The following is a 14,376-nucleotide window of genomic DNA, read 5'->3' as shown; positions in this document are numbered from 1 at the left end:
GACTTCCGGAAATTCTATTCTCTAGGAAGGGATTCTGTGGTCGGTGGAGAGTCTTTGCATTTTTTTAACGAACAGGTCGATGAAAAAAGCAGATCGAACCCATAAAGTTTGGAATTGATCGGGGGCACTCCGGTTATTCTTACAAGGGGAATCGGATTGTTTGCGATTCACCCATTGGTGGGTGGCTATACGAGGGAGGATCTTCACAATCGACCCGCCTGGGTTCAATTGTGGTCGCGCCGGTTTTCCGAGGAATGGGTTTGTGATATGGTATGTAGGGGATCAATTACGATATCGAATCAACCGTGCCGGAAAGAGGAATGGAGCATGACATTGGAGGCCTTATGGCAGGAATTACAGGATTTAAATTCAAATGAAGTGGAAACCATCCACAAACTGGTGCAAGCCTTGAAGCGAACGCGGGTTAGCCCGATGGCTTATATTGAAGAGATGATGAATTTTCAATCCTTGGGTTATAATCCCGACGAGGATGCTTATGTTCACCGGATGTTGGTAACGGATGAACTAAAAAATCGCTATCAGATCCTTCACGGGGGAATGACGACCACTTTTATCGATACGGCGATGGCTTCCACCGTTTTTCAGGAAGTGGGTCAGGACCGGCGCTCTGTCACATTGGATCTCAATGTCAGCTTCCTGAAACCGGCCTTAGAAGGGTGGCTTACCGCCAACACCCAATTGATTAAAAAAGGGCGTACCATTATCGTCATGGAGACCAAAGTAAAGGATGAGCAGGAAAAGCTGATTGCACGGGCATCCGGAACATTCTTCAGTCAGCGATGACGATCCTCGCACCAAAGGAAGTGGAGAGGATGATATGAAAAAACCGTATAAGATCGCGGCGAAAGCGATTGTTTTTGATGGCGATCGCGTGTTGGTACTGCGCAAATCACCAGCGGAACGAAGTGCTCGCGATACCCATGGCTGGGATTTTCCCGGCGGAGGGCTGGAACCTTCAGAGCCGTTGATGGAAGCGTTGTACCGTGAGGTGTTGGAAGAGACGGGACTACAGATGAAAGTGATCGGACCGGCATATATTTACGATGACATTCAGGAAGAGAAACACTTGATCATCATTAAATTCGCCTGTCACCAACCGGTGGGACAGATTCGGCTGAGCTCTGAGCATGAAAGCTATCAATGGACACGTATGTCCGAATTGAGCCAGTCACCCTACCCGGAGTGGATGAAAGAAGAGATTCGACGTGCATACCGGATCTATATGGAGTGATATAGGGCAAAAAGGACCGTTCCGGAGGGACGGTCCGAGGATAAAAACCCGTCTTCAGCTGCAATTGGAGACGGGTTTGTCTTTACTTGGAAAAATGAAAGGTGAAATAATGGGATCCGTTCTTATGCCTCTTGCTCCTTGGGAAGAGGCGGGATGCATCGGTTATCCGAGCGTTTTTTTGCTTTTGAGTTCACCAGGACAATGCTAGTAATAATCAGAACAAGTCCCACCATTAGCTGAAAAGTTACCGTTTCACTTAAAAAGAGGACACTGGTCATGGTTGCAATTAGGGGTATTAGAAAAGTAAATGCGCCTACTTTACTGGCTTCGCCCGAACCGACAAGTTTAAAGAAAACGAGCCAACCTAACGCTGTAGAGAAAACGGAAATAAACAACAGAGTCGATATAAACGGCACCTCCCATACAATGTCGTTCCAATGTTCAATGGAGGAGCCTGTCGCTAATATTACAACTCCGCCAATAACAGATTGAAGAGCAATCAACCAAACGGCATCGACCTGTGGTGCTGTTTTTTTCATATACAACGTACCGAAAGTCCAGCAAATCGCACTAATTAAACCGAGAAAAATCCGAACTGAGGAAAGTTGACCAGAGCTACCGTTTAAGCAGATGGAAGCGACTCCGAGAAAGCCAAGAATCAAACCAACTGCTTTTTTGAAGAACATCGTTTCTCCTAACCACAACCATGAGCAGATACCTAGCAACACGGGTTGAAAGAAAACAATGGTTGCAAAAAGTCCCGCGGGTAAATAGTTTAGTCCGATGGTTTGAAATATATAAAATAGAATGATGTTTAAAATGGAGGAGATTACATAAATGTACCATGTATTTTTTAGGTTAAAGGAAAATACCGGTGGTCTTCACTCCTCTTCCGCAGTGTGGATTTCAAACTTACCGGTATAATCCGTGATGGTGTTGGTGCGGCCATCGATCCGCACTTGCCACTCCCCTGCTTCCGGAAAGGGGTATTCTACATAACGTTTGTTGCCGGTATCCAATAATCCAGCGCTGGAGACCGTCGGTTCATCCGTTTCAACATCCAGACCGGGGGCATACAAGCTGATATAGACGTTTTCCAGTTCATTGGCCCACTCTACCTCCGCATAAATGCGGAGAGCGCCCTCTTTGACTTGGATACCGTGCACCTCGTATCCGATCCCAGTTTGCCAGGAATTCGCCAATACGGTTCCACTGTAGGGTTGGGTTTTTACTTTGACGTTGGTGGGAGGCTCATACGAAACCAGATCGTCATCTGTAACGGCTGTGGGGATGTCGTTAGCTACAGCGCTTTGGACGGAAGCATAGGCATCGACGAATCCAGCCCCGGCTTCAAACGCTTGGTAACCAAACATCACTTCTTTATTTGCCGTTACTTCCGCCAACCGGACCAAATCTAGCGGTTGGATATGTTTGCCGTGGGTTTTTTTGTATGCATCCGCCACTAAGGTCATCACACCAGCGACATGAGGGGAGGCCATCGATGTTCCGCTGGCTGCTCCATATAAGCTTCCGCTGGTGGTCATCGGATGAAGGGGATTTTGGGCGGAGACGATGCCGGAACCGGGTGCAGCCACACCGGGGCGGTAAATTCCAAGGGGCTTTTGCTCATAATCCCATGAGGCCTGTTCCTCTTCTGAGGCATCCAAAAACGCATCCAAATTGTTTAGTGCCGCTTCCCGATCATGGTTTTGCTCTGCCAATCCCCGTGAGGAAAACCCGGCCAGCTTGTAATCTTTTTCGGTAGCAGCGACACTTAACACATAAGGAGCCGTAGTGTAAGGGTTACAGGTATCGGGGTCAGGGCCGTCATTTCCATAGGCGAAGACACTTAAGATCCCTTGCTCATATGCCATGCGCGTGGCGACATTGGTTGTATTGAAAGGGTTAAACTCACAACCGGAAGATCCCCAGCTGTTGTTGATGATGCGGATGTCGGCTTTACCCTGTTGGTTTTGGTACAGGATGTGATCATAGGATTCCAGTGTGAAGATTAGGAAAATGCCAGCACTTGAACTGTAGCTGTGAATAGTCGCTTTCGGAGCCATGCCTCTGTAGCGTCCGTCCGAGGCTTCGCCGGTGCCGGCGACGGTTCCGATCACATGAGTTCCATGACCGTATTCATCGGTGTTGATCGAGACGCCTGTTTTCGCGTGAGCATCGAGCAAAGGGGTCTCAAGATCGATTCCATCCGGAGTGGAACTAATGTAGGAATCGCCTGCCAACCCCAATGTACCGAACACTTGCCAGTTGTATTTCAGATTGGACAGGTCGGGATGGAGGCCGTCTGCACCGGTGTCGATTACGGCGACTTCGATGTCAGAACCATCGTAACCCAGTTCTTGCTGCACTTGCTCCGAGCGGGTCATCTCTCTTCCTTCTGCATTAAACAGTTGTAGTTTTCGATTCGGTTCCACAAAGCGGACGTGGTCCCAGCGGGTAACTTCCTCAATTTCCTGTTTGTTCAGTAACATGCGGGCCATCGGAAGCACACGGAAGGTTTTGTAGTCTCGGTTGAAGGAATCCAATTGCTTTACATCTTTCTTTTGCTTAAAAACGACGATGACATCATAGTATTTCCCTTTGTCCTGCTTTAGCTGAGTGGAAAAAGCGGAATCCAGTTTGGTTGTGTCCAGTCCGGCAGCCGCACGGGCATCCATGGTAAAGACGCCTGGAGACACGGCGAGTGCCAACGCTACTAGAAACACAAGTGCTCTCTTCAATCGATCAGTCATTCGCCTTTCCCCCTAATGGCTTTATTTTTTGTGAGAGTAATAGTATTCGCCGTGAATCGATTGAAGCCCTTTTCTCTCAGGCTACATCTTAAATTAAAAGAGTGAGAGCACGAAAAAACCACTACCATCTGCGGTAGTGGGAGGACTGATGAATTTCCGTTATATTGGTTGTATCGAATTTCGCTAGGACGCCAAAAGGTGACAGGGCTTATCGATAGCACTTGCGGATGACCAAGGCATCGATGATGTCCACCAGTGATTGGGAAGAAATTTAAGCGGTGGCGTTTTTCACCGGCGACCAATCGATACTCTCCACCAACAGCTGGGCAAATTGCTCCAAGTATTGGCGATCTTCCTCGTTAAACCGTTCCGGCTCCGGGCTGTCGATATCGAGGACGCCGATGATGTCTCCATCCACGATCAGGGGGATGACGATTTCGGAACGCGTGGTTGCGTCACAAGCGATATGGCCGGGAAATTTCAGCACATCCGGCACCAGCTGTGTCGCGCGCTCCTGTACAGCGGTTCCACATACGCCTTTCCCGACGGGGATACGGATACAAGCGGGAAGTCCCATAAACGGTCCCAGCACCAATTCCCCTTTTTTCATTAGATAAAAACCGGCCCAATTGACTCGGTCCAGTGCATGGTATAGTAATGAAGCAGCGTTGGCCAGGTTGGCCAGCCAATCCCGCTCTCCCTCAACCAGCGCTTGACCTTGCCGCAGCAAGTGTTCATAGCGAGTTGAAGCATCGCCCTCCACAGATTCTAAGGCAAACATGGGCAACTCCTCCTTGACTACCCATTGTACAGGCAAAGCCGATATCGGGCAATGTGCATATTGTGCAGAGCATGATACAATAGAAATACATACATATGGCGGAGGAGAGAAGAAAAAAATGCGCGATCAACGAATAAATAAGCTGGCCCGATTGTTGGTGCAGCATTCCATGAAGGTAAAATCCGGAGACAATGTTTTAATCGATGTTTACGGTGAAAAATCGGAGCTGGCCCGAGCCTTGGTGCCGGAGGTATATCAAGCGGGTGGCTTTCCCTTTGTTCAGCTTAACAACAGTGTGTTGCTCCGCGCCCAACTGCTGGATACCAGCGAGGAACATATGAAACGAGTCGCCAAGCTCGATTTGGAACGGATGAAAGCAATGGATTGTTATGTCGCCATCCGTGGCAGTGAAAACGTCAACGAACTTGCCGATGTTTCCGCGGAAAAGATGAAGCTGTATAGCGAGCACTACGGCGAGGTGGTTAACGGCCAGCGCGTCAATCACACCAAATGGGTGGTACTTCGCTATCCTAATCCGTCAATGGCGCAGTTGGCACAAATGAGCACCGAAGCTTTTGAGGATTTCTTTTTCAATGTTTGTACCGTCGATTATGTTCGAATGGATAAAGCGATGGATCCGCTGGCTAAACGAATTGAACAAACCGATCAAGTGCGGATTAAGGGGCCGGGAACTGATCTCACTTTCTCCATTAAAGGAATGCCCGCCATCAAATGCGCAGGCGAGCACAACATCCCCGACGGCGAAGTGTTTACGGCGCCGGTTCGCAACTCCGTCAACGGTGTGCTCACTTATAATACGGCCAGCGTTTACCAAGGAACGACCTTTGAAAATATTCGCTTTGAATTTCAAGATGGAAAAATCATTAAGGCGACCGCCAATCAGACCGAGCGCCTCAACCAAATTTTGGACACTGACGAAGGCGCCCGCTATATCGGTGAATTCAGCCTAGGAGTAAATCCCTATATCAATCATCCGATGAAAGATACCCTGTTTGATGAAAAAATCAACGGCAGCTTTCATTTTACGCCGGGACGTGCTTACCAAGAGTGCAACAACGGCAACCAATCCGCCATCCATTGGGATATTGTCAATATTCAGCGGAGTGATTACGGTGGCGGTGAAATCTATTTTGACGGTGAATTGATCCGTAAAGACGGACGTTTTGTCGTTCCGGATCTGGAACCTCTCAACCCAGAGAATTTAAAGGGATAACGTTTAAATCAAATGTCTCGTTGTATCCGCTTTTACACAAGGGTACAGCGAGATATTTTTTGTGTATAGATGTGCTGTCGATGGCTGACGATCCTGGAATAATCCTTTCCGCTCTATCTGCCGGTGTAGCGGTGTGGGGGAAGCAGGAGCATGATCACCATCAATAATCAGTAAATATCAGTGAGAACACGCCAGTATTTCCAAAAAATTAAGCAGGATTACGGTTAAGCTACCCAGAATATAGAAAACAGTTATAAAGGGAGTTTATGCTAACAGGGTGTGTGGGTGGTTGCGATTGTTTTACGATTACGGAAGGAATAAAAGTGGTAACAGGAAAGTAGCAGTTCATTAATCAAACGGAGGTGTGACGATGAAAGCCACAGGTATTGTGCGCAAAGTGGACGAATTGGGGCGGATTGTATTGCCGGTTGAGCTGAGGCGCACCATGGACATCGATGTGAGGGATCCTCTGGAAATATATGTGGATGGGACAAACGTCATCCTAAAAAAATACAGTCCATCCTGCCTTTTTTGTGGTCAGGTGGAAAATGTGGTATCCTACCGCAATAAAAATGTGTGCGAAAATTGCCTGAGAGAATTGTCCTCGGCAATTGAACAGCCTTGATTTTTGATGAGATAACAGTACCAATCAGGAAATCCTAATCTTCTCTTTTCACTTTATTCGGTGAGCGACTTTGCTAATCGATGGCGATCCTTGAAGCCCAGCACGAGGGCTTCTCTTTTTTCTGTTTCCGCTTCACTTCTCCCGCATCTGCAGGTGCGGGATTCTTGCAGCAGCCTCCAATAGTTGGAGGGAGAATCACTCCCTTCCTCGTCCATCCCAACGAAGTTGGGTTTTCTCGCTCGTATTCTTTATAATGAAAAAGAATCATTTTTCGTATGTAGAAAGTGGTGATCCAGTTGCATACATGGCCTGAGAATAAAGTGATTGATACGTTGCTTGATTTGGTTCGTATCCCGTCCCCAACCGGATATACCGACTCCATCATTCAATACCTAGAGGCCCGCTTGCAAGCGGCAGGAGATCGGATTCGGCTGCGCCGTAATCATAAAGGGGGGCTTTTGGTCACCTTGCGCGGCGAACAACGGGCTCCTCAGCGATTGTTGACCGCCCATGTAGACACTCTCGGTGGAATGGTAAAAGAGATTAAATCAAACGGTCGGCTTCGTCTTACCCGTATCGGAGGCTATACCTGGAATTCGATTGAAGGGGTGTATTGCACAGTACATACCCGTAACGGAGACGAGATAAAAGGAACCGTTTTGCCGACACATACTTCTGTCCATGTTTACGATGATGCCGGTAAGCAAGAGAGAAATCAGGAAAATATGGAAATCCGCCTCGACCTGCCGCTGACAGATGCGGTAGGCGTTCGAGCTCATGGGATTGAGATCGGGGACTTTATTTCATTTGATCCCCGTGTGGAACGATTGCCCAGCGGTTATATTAAGGGGCGTCATATGGATGATAAAGCGAGTGCCGCGATATTGTTGGAGTTGATCTTGCAACAGGTGGCGAGGGGGGATCCAATTCCCTGCGACACCCATGTGATCTTTAGCACTTATGAAGAAGTGGGCTTCGGTGCCAACTCCAACATCCCGACCGGAGTAAAAGAGTTTCTGGCGGTGGATATGGGGGCGATCGGGAAGGGGCAAAACACCGATGAACATTGTGTGTCCATCTGTGTAAAAGATGCCAGCGGCCCGTACCATTATGGCTTTCGTAACCGTTTGGCGGATTTGGCTGAAAAAGAAGGCCTCTATTATAAACTGGATATCTATCCCCGTTATCAATCAGACGCTAGTGCGGCTGTCCGTGCCGGTTACGATCTGATCCACGGTTTAGTCGGCCCCGGTGTTGACGCCTCCCATGCATTTGAACGGACCCATCGGGATGCATTGGAAAATACGTACCGACTGTTACAACATTATATCCACAGTCCGCTGTTATAAGCGATCGTTTTATTATTTCCGCAGGAGGTGGACGATGTCACTACTAGAAGATTTAACCGCTGTTGTTCACAATGGGGCGGATGAGGAACGGGAAATCCTTGCCCTCGCGTTGCAGGCGATCCGGCAGAAACGGGAGCGCAACAGCGCTTATCCTTCCGGCTTTCTCGGCTTGTCGGGAGAGTTAACAGAGTCAAACGGTTACCGTTTTCGCGTTCCGATCACGCCTTATATGCTGAACCGAGCCGGAATGGTTCATGGTGGAATTACCGCTACCTTGATCGATTCCACCATGGGCTCCCTAGTAAATCGCCGCTTACCGGAAAACCGTTTTGCCGTAACGGCGGAAATGAAGGTACACTATTTGCTGCCCGGTTTAGGACAGGAATTGATCTCTACTGCCCACCTCTTACGGATGGGACATACATTGGCGGTGACGGAATGTCGGGTGGAAAACGAGCGCGGCAGTTTAATCGCCATGGCCACGGCTACCTTTTCCCTCCAGAAAAAGCGGTCGTGATAAAACTAAAACCCGGCTCAGCGCATTCCGCGTAGAGCCGGGTTTTAGTTGATTGATCGGAGAGATGATCAATGGATTTCCATCCGCTCGATATGGCCGATCGGATGATTTTGGTTGCTGCCGTCGGCTAAATACAAGAGAGCGGGTCCATCCGGCCGAATTGGTTTTCCATTGCGGGAAAATTGAAGAACCGCTGACATGGCTTGCTCTATAGAGAGGAGTACCGGACTTCCTTCGCGACGGTGAAGTACCACTCTAGATGCGTCCGGGTTTGGACGGGCGTGTTCCAAAAACGGAGCCAGCTCCATGCCTAAACCATCCACACCGGTGAAACGCTCTTGCATATCAAAACGCCGGTCATCAAAAATCCAGATGGTTGGGTCTAAGTTGATTTGAAACGTGACGTTGCCACTGATTAGAATAACATCATTCATTTGTAAGCCCCTTCAACTCATCATTCCTTTCCATTATACAGAAGGAGTCGATTGAGAAAAATAGAAAAAGCGATGCTTTCCAGGTGCTCGCAATTTCCATTTGATAGGAGAATATTGATGCAGACGATGTTGGAGGAAATGGTCGAGAAATACCGGGAGGTGGGCCATCAAGGAAAGTTGGCTGATTATATCCCTGAGTTGGCTAAGCAGGATCCATTGTCCCTCGGGATTGCCATTCGCACGGTGGATGGAGAAGAATATTCCGCCGGCGACTGCCCGCTCACTTTTACATTACAGAGCATTTCTAAGGTGATCACCTTGATCCTGGCGTTGATGGACCATGGTGAAGACGTCGTTTTTAGTCGGGTCGGGATGGAACCGACTGGGGATCCCTTTAATGCCATCTATAAGCTGGAGATGTATTCACCGGGAAAGCCACTCAATCCAATGATCAATGCGGGTGCTTTGGTCGTCAGTTCCTTGATCGGGGGCAATACGGTTGATCAGCGGTTACAGCGGGTGCTTGCCTTGGTGCGAGATATGGCGGATAATCCCAAGATTGAAATCAATACCGCCGTCTACCATTCGGAACGGGCGACGGGACATCGGAATCGCGCGATGGCTCATTTTTTAAAAGAATTTGGTATGATCGATGATGTGGAATCCACGTTGGAGTTGTATTTTCAACAATGTTCCATCGCGGTCAATTGCCGCGATTTGGCTCGCATGGGATTATGTTTAGCCCAATATGGAGTCAATCAATCCGGAAAACAAGTGATTCCCCAGGAGTTGGCCCGCCTGGTAAAAACGTTTATGGTCACTTGCGGCATGTATAACGCCTCGGGTGAGTTTGCCATCTATGCTGGTATACCGGCTAAAAGTGGCGTCTCAGGAGGCATTCTGGCATCAGTTCCGGATAAGATGGGGATCGGTGTATTTGGTCCTGCCCTGGACGAGAAGGGAAACAGCATCGCTGGTAGTGCCCTATTAAAAGGGTTAAGTCGCTCGTACAATCTCTCCATTTTTTAGTGTTCTCAAAACTGAGGTGATTGCGCCAGGTCGGCTCCTTCTTCATTGCAAACAGCAAGAGCGGGCAGCCTTAAAAATCCCCTCCCCCCTTCATACGATAGCTAATCGATGAGCTTGTGCGCCGGATTCCTTTGCAAATGCGCGGAGCTCGTGTTACACTTGGGTTGATGTAAGTTGATCCGAGGATTTGCTAATGGGGATTGGGGGGGTTCCATTGTCTACGCCGACTCAGCTTGAATTAACCCAGCGCGCTGAACAATTGTTGCGGGAAGACGCTAAAAAAATTGAGCAATTGATTGCAGTCCAGCTGGATAACTTGACGGCGCCCAAATGCCCTCTCTATGAGGAAGTGTTGGATACCCAGATGTTCGGCCTATCCCGGGAGATCGATTTTGCCGTACGTGCCGGGTTGATAACCCGTGAGCAGGGTAGGGAAATCATCAGTGAACTGGAGCGGAAGTTAGCCCACTTATATTCACTTGTTCTTCCATCTCCCAACCAAAGCTAGGGCTGAACAGCAGAAACCAACAAGACTCCGTGAGGGGTCTTTTTTTGTATGCTCGATCAGTCATTCCAAGGGGAAGGGTAGATTCCACGGATATCTTCTAAAAAGTGGTGCAGGGTTGGCGAGAGATGCTGATCCCGGGGGCGCAATAAAACAACGGGAAATTGTTCGTCGGAACCGGTGAGATAAATCCAGCGCAAATCCCGATCCAATTCATCATCCAAACTGAGCCTGGGAACGATGGCAATCCCGAGTTTGAGGCGTACGCTCCGCTTTACTTCCTCGACACTGGAAAGTTCGATCGCAGTTTCCGGTTGAATCCCTTTTACGGAGAATAAGCGATTCAGCAATTGTCGTTCTGGTGTTTCCGGTGTAAGGGAGATTAGCGGCGTCGTTTTTAATTCATCCATGGAAAGATAGGAGTGTATAGCCAAGGTGTGATCATAGGGAGTGATTAGCACAAAACGATCGTAAAGAAGTACTTGGCGCACCAGCTCGGTATCTTCCAGTGATCCGTAAAGAATTCCCGCGTCTAAGCGCCCTTCGTGCAGACCATTGATGATTGTTGATGCTGGTAAAGTGTGGACCGAGACGCGCACATCCGGTTGATTGCCGTGGAAATAGCGCAACATTCGCGGCAGTACGGCCAAAGCAGCGCCGGAAGATGCGCCGACGGTAATGGAACCTCGTTGTGTGGTCTGGCTATCCTGTACCGCCCGTCTGCCGGTTTCGGCCAAGGCGATCATTTGGCGGGCATGGGGAAGAAACGCTTTTCCGGCAGCGGTAAGTGAGACAGGTTGACGGTGGAATAATGCTGAACCCAAGCTTTCCTCTAGGCTGCGGATTTGGGCGCTGACCGCTGGTTGCGTCAGATTGAGCCGACGGGCGGCTTCGCGAAAGTGACCGGTTTTAACGACTTCCAAAAAGGTAATCAGTTGGTTGATTTGCATGGAAGAGCCCCTTTGATAACAATTATTAATCAATCATATTAAAATGATAAATTAGATTTCTCGTAATGGAAAGCGTATGATGAAAAAGGGAAAGGAGTGATAAAAATGGGAGCTGCAATCGGGATGGAAGGGGTTTATGTTGCTGATACCGCATTATCGTTAGTAGACGGACAAAAGGGTGCTCTCATCTACCGGGGACATGGGGCGAAAGATTTGGCTCTTTCCCATAGCTTTGAAGAGGTTGCTCATCTCTTGTTGCTCGGTCAACTGCCCGAAGGCAATAAGGCGGAAATATGGCGGAGCGCTCTGGCGAGTAAACGGGCGCTGACGGCGGAGGAACATCGACTTCTGGATGCATTGCCGCCCAATATGGATATGATGGAGAGCTTACGGACCGGGGTGTCGGCTTTGTCATGGGATGGAGCGATGTGGCCGCCGACTCCGGAGGCGGTGGCTACTGTACTGGCGCGGATTCCTACTTTAGTAGCTTATCGTTGGCACCGCTTACAAGGGACGCCGTTTATTCAACCGCGAGCAGATTTGTCCCATACGGCCAACTATCTCTATCTATTGACGGGAAAGGAGCCAAATCCGGCACATGTGCGGGCATTGGATGCGTATCTGGTGTTGACGGCGGAACATGGGTTAAATGCTTCCACTTTTGCGGCCAGGGTGGTTACATCCACCCAATCCGATGGATTGTCGGCGTTAACTGCGGCGATTGGCGCCTTAAAAGGGCCTCTGCACGGTGGAGCGCCGGCAGAAGTAGAGGAGATGCTGGAGCAGATCGGCTCCAGTTCACGGGCTGCTGATTGGCTGCAACAGCGCCTACAAAACGGGGAGCGGCTAATGGGGTTTGGGCATCGGGTGTACCGCACACGGGATCCACGGGCGGAAGCATTACGGGAAGTGGCACAGCAACTGGCGTCGGAAGAACCGTGGTTTGAGCTGGCGTTGGAGGTGGAAGCAGAAGCGTTGCGCTTGCTGCAACAATGGAAGCCGGAGAGAAAGCTATACACCAATGTGGAGTTCTACGCAGCGGTTGTTTTGCGCGCGGTCGGTCTGCCGCGAGAGTTGTATACTCCCACGTTCACCGTGGCGCGGATGGCGGGGTGGTGTGCACACATATTGGAGCAGGCGGCTAATAACCGCATTATTCGTCCCCAATCGCGTTATGTGGGGCCCTTACCGGAGAAGAGCAGTTGAGATCCTGGGGAGTCTTCCGTTAAGATTGTGTTTGAGATCAGCATAGGGATTTCCGTATTCAGGCTACGCTTGGCGCAAGGGAGCGTCGTTCATTCATGTAACTCTACGGCAAATCGTATATACTGAAGGGGCACTGGTAACCAACGGAAGTTTGTGGTATGCTGGTGTCCTTGTTTTATTCCCACGTGGAGAAATCGGATCCCATCCGGCTTAAGATCTATCATGATGAAACAGGAAAGAAAAGTTCGTGTGTAGAATTATTAATAATAAAGTAGGGATTTGTATGAACCTCTCCCGCCTACGCTAACGCTAAGTGGGAGACTTCTGACGTATAAAGGTTAAATATTCTCGACGTTAGCTGGGGAAATGTTACTTATTATTACAATAATAGGAGGAGCTTATTGCAATGAGAGCCAATAGATCGATCTCGATATGGATTGACCTGGAGAATGTTTATTATGGGTTAAAAAAATATCACATGGACCCTGATCATCCTGAACCGCAACATAATCTGTTCTTACGTTTGCAAGAACATTATGGAAAACAAGCAATCCGCATGATGGAAGTTTATGCTGACTTTGAACAATTGGATCTCTCTTTGCATCACTTACAAAAAAAGCATGTTCACCCTCACCAAGTATACGGAAACGGTCGCGGGGGAGAAGAGCGCAAAAATGCTGCGGATATCCAACTCTGTCTCGATGCGATGGATGTTTTGCACACGGTGCCCGAAGTAGATACATTTGTGATCGTAAGTGCGGATCAGGATATGATTCCATTAATGGATCGGTTGTGGTCCAGAGGGAAACGAGTGGAACTTTTTTGTCTACGGGATGAGAGTCTTTCCAAAAACGCCCAAATGGAAGCGTTTTGTGATGTTTCGCATAATTTATTCGAATTTTTAAATATACCGCAATTCCAAAATCTATCCCAGATGGACCGATTGTTACAAGATGCTCTGATCCAGATTTATGAATGGTATGAGGATCCGAATAACGCCGATAAGAGTTATGGCAGTACCTGGATCAAAAAAGACTTACAACGTAAAATCAATCTGACGGAAGGGGATGCCAATCATCTGTTTACGAAAATGGTGCAAGGAAAATATCTGCTTCCTCATGAAATAACGGTGGATGGAAACACCTATTATGGATATCGCGTTAACTTGGCACATCCCCAAGTACGGACGGTGATCCGGATCGCCGGTTACCGGGTCAGTTAAAAAAGGATGACACCTGTTGGGTTTATTGGTGGGAATGCTATACTATAAGTGATGGAACACGTTGCAAGGGGGGTATAACAGGGATGGCTGAATACGGTTCCGAAGGAGCGATCCGGATTGCCGACGATGTGGTGGCAGTGATCGCCGGACTGGCAGCGACAAAGACAAAAGGGGTCGCCAGCATGTCTGGTGGCATCACCGAAGGTTGGGCCAAACGAGTCAGCGGCAAACACGTCACCCGCGGTGTTTCCGTGGAAGTGGGAGAGGTGGAAACCGCCATCGATCTCCGGGTGATCGTCCATTACGGCGTAAAGATCCCAGAAGTTTCCCGGGCGTTGCAGCAAGCGGTAAAAGAAGCAGTGGAAACGATGACCGGTCTCCAAGTGGTGGAAGTGAATGTAAAAGTGGAGGGAGTAGAGATCAAGGAAGAAGAGTCCGAGGTGGAACGGACGAAGTGATGATAGCTCTGCACTCTCATGGCTTTATACAGAAAAACTGCCGACGGATAGCGGCAGTTTT

At 48.9% G+C, this 14,376-nt stretch carries 16 protein-coding genes and 1 pseudogene; 11 read left to right on the top strand and 6 right to left on the bottom strand.

The features are described from left to right. The first annotated feature begins 327 nt into the window (after nt 1–327). Nucleotides 328–804 carry a PaaI family thioesterase gene (locus C8J48_RS12500; RefSeq protein ID WP_170105457.1) on the top strand — a complete coding sequence of 159 codons (477 nt, stop codon included), beginning with the start codon at nt 328–330 and terminating at the stop codon, nt 802–804. A gap of 34 nt (nt 805–838) precedes the next feature. Continuing rightward, complete coding sequence (locus C8J48_RS12495; RefSeq protein WP_107727308.1) at nt 839–1,252, top strand: NUDIX hydrolase; 414 nt, start codon at nt 839–841, stop codon at nt 1,250–1,252. Between the two features lie 122 nt (nt 1,253–1,374). Here the strand turns inward: C8J48_RS12495 and C8J48_RS12490 are convergent, their stop codons facing one another. From C8J48_RS12490 to C8J48_RS12480, 4 genes and pseudogenes are all read right to left on the bottom strand, one after another. Beyond that, on the bottom strand, nt 1,375–1,914 hold the full coding sequence (locus C8J48_RS12490; RefSeq protein WP_342748252.1) for a DMT family transporter: 540 nt from the start codon (nt 1,912–1,914) through the stop codon (nt 1,375–1,377). After that, nucleotides 1,894–2,094, bottom strand: a pseudogene (locus C8J48_RS19290) (EamA family transporter); the annotation flags it as partial. The gene C8J48_RS12490 and the pseudogene C8J48_RS19290, both read right to left, overlap by 21 nt. Nucleotides 2,095–2,133: 39 nt before the next feature. Continuing rightward, nucleotides 2,134–4,005, bottom strand: coding sequence for a S8 family serine peptidase (locus C8J48_RS12485; RefSeq protein ID WP_107727304.1), 1,872 nt, complete (start codon nt 4,003–4,005; stop codon nt 2,134–2,136). Nucleotides 4,006–4,276: 271 nt separating this feature from the next. Continuing rightward, nucleotides 4,277–4,786 carry a GAF domain-containing protein gene (locus tag C8J48_RS12480; RefSeq protein ID WP_107727302.1) on the bottom strand — a complete coding sequence of 170 codons (510 nt, stop codon included), beginning with the start codon at nt 4,784–4,786 and terminating at the stop codon, nt 4,277–4,279. 118 nt (nt 4,787–4,904) lie between these two features. Between C8J48_RS12480 and C8J48_RS12475 the strand changes: the two genes are divergently transcribed. The 4 genes from C8J48_RS12475 to C8J48_RS12460 all read left to right on the top strand — a co-directional run bounded on the left by C8J48_RS12475 (nt 4,905) and on the right by C8J48_RS12460 (nt 8,511). Next, nucleotides 4,905–6,020 (top strand): aminopeptidase, encoded by a 1,116-nt coding sequence (locus C8J48_RS12475; RefSeq protein ID WP_107727300.1) that lies wholly within the window; start codon nt 4,905–4,907, stop codon nt 6,018–6,020. A 370-nt stretch (nt 6,021–6,390) separates the two neighbouring features. Next, the gene (locus C8J48_RS12470; RefSeq protein ID WP_107727298.1) at nt 6,391–6,645 is read left to right on the top strand and encodes an AbrB/MazE/SpoVT family DNA-binding domain-containing protein; all 255 of its coding nucleotides are present in this window, start codon (nt 6,391–6,393) and stop codon (nt 6,643–6,645) included. A gap of 296 nt (nt 6,646–6,941) precedes the next feature. After that, the gene (locus tag C8J48_RS12465; RefSeq protein ID WP_107727297.1) at nt 6,942–7,994 is read left to right on the top strand and encodes a M42 family metallopeptidase; all 1,053 of its coding nucleotides are present in this window, start codon (nt 6,942–6,944) and stop codon (nt 7,992–7,994) included. Between the two features lie 34 nt (nt 7,995–8,028). Next, the gene (locus tag C8J48_RS12460; protein ID WP_107727295.1) at nt 8,029–8,511 is read left to right on the top strand and encodes a PaaI family thioesterase; all 483 of its coding nucleotides are present in this window, start codon (nt 8,029–8,031) and stop codon (nt 8,509–8,511) included. A 68-nt stretch (nt 8,512–8,579) separates the two neighbouring features. Here the strand turns inward: C8J48_RS12460 and C8J48_RS12455 are convergent, their stop codons facing one another. Then, on the bottom strand, nt 8,580–8,945 hold the full coding sequence (locus C8J48_RS12455; RefSeq protein ID WP_107727293.1) for a hypothetical protein: 366 nt from the start codon (nt 8,943–8,945) through the stop codon (nt 8,580–8,582). A gap of 117 nt (nt 8,946–9,062) precedes the next feature. Between C8J48_RS12455 and glsA the strand changes: the two genes are divergently transcribed. Both glsA and C8J48_RS12445 read left to right on the top strand, forming a co-directional pair. After that, nucleotides 9,063–9,974, top strand: coding sequence for a glutaminase A (gene glsA, locus C8J48_RS12450; RefSeq protein ID WP_107727291.1), 912 nt, complete (start codon nt 9,063–9,065; stop codon nt 9,972–9,974). Between the two features lie 193 nt (nt 9,975–10,167). Beyond that, entirely contained in the window at nt 10,168–10,482 is a 315-nt protein-coding gene (locus tag C8J48_RS12445) for an Fpa/YlaN family protein (RefSeq protein WP_107727289.1), read from the top strand. A 56-nt stretch (nt 10,483–10,538) separates the two neighbouring features. Here the strand turns inward: C8J48_RS12445 and C8J48_RS12440 are convergent, their stop codons facing one another. Next, the gene (locus tag C8J48_RS12440) at nt 10,539–11,429 is read right to left on the bottom strand and encodes a LysR family transcriptional regulator (protein ID WP_107727287.1); all 891 of its coding nucleotides are present in this window, start codon (nt 11,427–11,429) and stop codon (nt 10,539–10,541) included. A gap of 105 nt (nt 11,430–11,534) precedes the next feature. Here C8J48_RS12440 and C8J48_RS12435 point away from each other — a divergent pair, with 105 nt between their 5' ends. The 3 genes from C8J48_RS12435 to C8J48_RS12425 all read left to right on the top strand — a co-directional run bounded on the left by C8J48_RS12435 (nt 11,535) and on the right by C8J48_RS12425 (nt 14,315). Continuing rightward, the gene (locus C8J48_RS12435; protein WP_107727285.1) at nt 11,535–12,635 is read left to right on the top strand and encodes a citrate synthase/methylcitrate synthase; all 1,101 of its coding nucleotides are present in this window, start codon (nt 11,535–11,537) and stop codon (nt 12,633–12,635) included. A 406-nt stretch (nt 12,636–13,041) separates the two neighbouring features. Then, a complete protein-coding gene (locus tag C8J48_RS12430) occupies nt 13,042–13,857 on the top strand; it encodes an NYN domain-containing protein (protein ID WP_107727283.1) in 816 nt (271 codons plus the stop codon). Nucleotides 13,858–13,940: 83 nt separating this feature from the next. Continuing rightward, nucleotides 13,941–14,315, top strand: a complete 375-nt coding sequence (locus tag C8J48_RS12425) for an Asp23/Gls24 family envelope stress response protein (RefSeq protein ID WP_107727280.1) — start codon at nt 13,941–13,943, stop codon at nt 14,313–14,315. Nucleotides 14,316–14,376: the final 61 nt, after the last annotated feature.

It is taken from the genome of Desmospora activa DSM 45169 (assembly GCF_003046315.1).
Classification (GTDB): Bacteria; Bacillota; Bacilli; order Thermoactinomycetales; family DSM-45169; genus Desmospora; species Desmospora activa.
The sequence above is the reverse complement of the archived record's forward strand: the minus strand, read 5'-3'. Positions and strand labels throughout refer to the sequence as shown.

Coding starts and splice junctions, on each gene's coding strand:
- C8J48_RS12500 (WP_170105457.1), top strand. CDS start 328: ATGACATTGGAGGCCTTATGGCAGGAATTACAGGATTTAAATTCAAAT.
- C8J48_RS12495 (WP_107727308.1), top strand. CDS start 839: ATGAAAAAACCGTATAAGATCGCGGCGAAAGCGATTGTTTTTGATGGC.
- C8J48_RS12485 (WP_107727304.1), bottom strand. CDS start 4,005: ATGACTGATCGATTGAAGAGAGCACTTGTGTTTCTAGTAGCGTTGGCA.
- C8J48_RS12480 (WP_107727302.1), bottom strand. CDS start 4,786: ATGTTTGCCTTAGAATCTGTGGAGGGCGATGCTTCAACTCGCTATGAA.
- C8J48_RS12475 (WP_107727300.1), top strand. CDS start 4,905: ATGCGCGATCAACGAATAAATAAGCTGGCCCGATTGTTGGTGCAGCAT.
- C8J48_RS12470 (WP_107727298.1), top strand. CDS start 6,391: ATGAAAGCCACAGGTATTGTGCGCAAAGTGGACGAATTGGGGCGGATT.
- C8J48_RS12460 (WP_107727295.1), top strand. CDS start 8,029: ATGTCACTACTAGAAGATTTAACCGCTGTTGTTCACAATGGGGCGGAT.
- C8J48_RS12455 (WP_107727293.1), bottom strand. CDS start 8,945: ATGAATGATGTTATTCTAATCAGTGGCAACGTCACGTTTCAAATCAAC.
- glsA (WP_107727291.1), top strand. CDS start 9,063: ATGCAGACGATGTTGGAGGAAATGGTCGAGAAATACCGGGAGGTGGGC.
- C8J48_RS12445 (WP_107727289.1), top strand. CDS start 10,168: ATGGGGATTGGGGGGGTTCCATTGTCTACGCCGACTCAGCTTGAATTA.
- C8J48_RS12440 (WP_107727287.1), bottom strand. CDS start 11,429: ATGCAAATCAACCAACTGATTACCTTTTTGGAAGTCGTTAAAACCGGT.
- C8J48_RS12435 (WP_107727285.1), top strand. CDS start 11,535: ATGGGAGCTGCAATCGGGATGGAAGGGGTTTATGTTGCTGATACCGCA.
- C8J48_RS12430 (WP_107727283.1), top strand. CDS start 13,042: ATGAGAGCCAATAGATCGATCTCGATATGGATTGACCTGGAGAATGTT.
- C8J48_RS12425 (WP_107727280.1), top strand. CDS start 13,941: ATGGCTGAATACGGTTCCGAAGGAGCGATCCGGATTGCCGACGATGTG.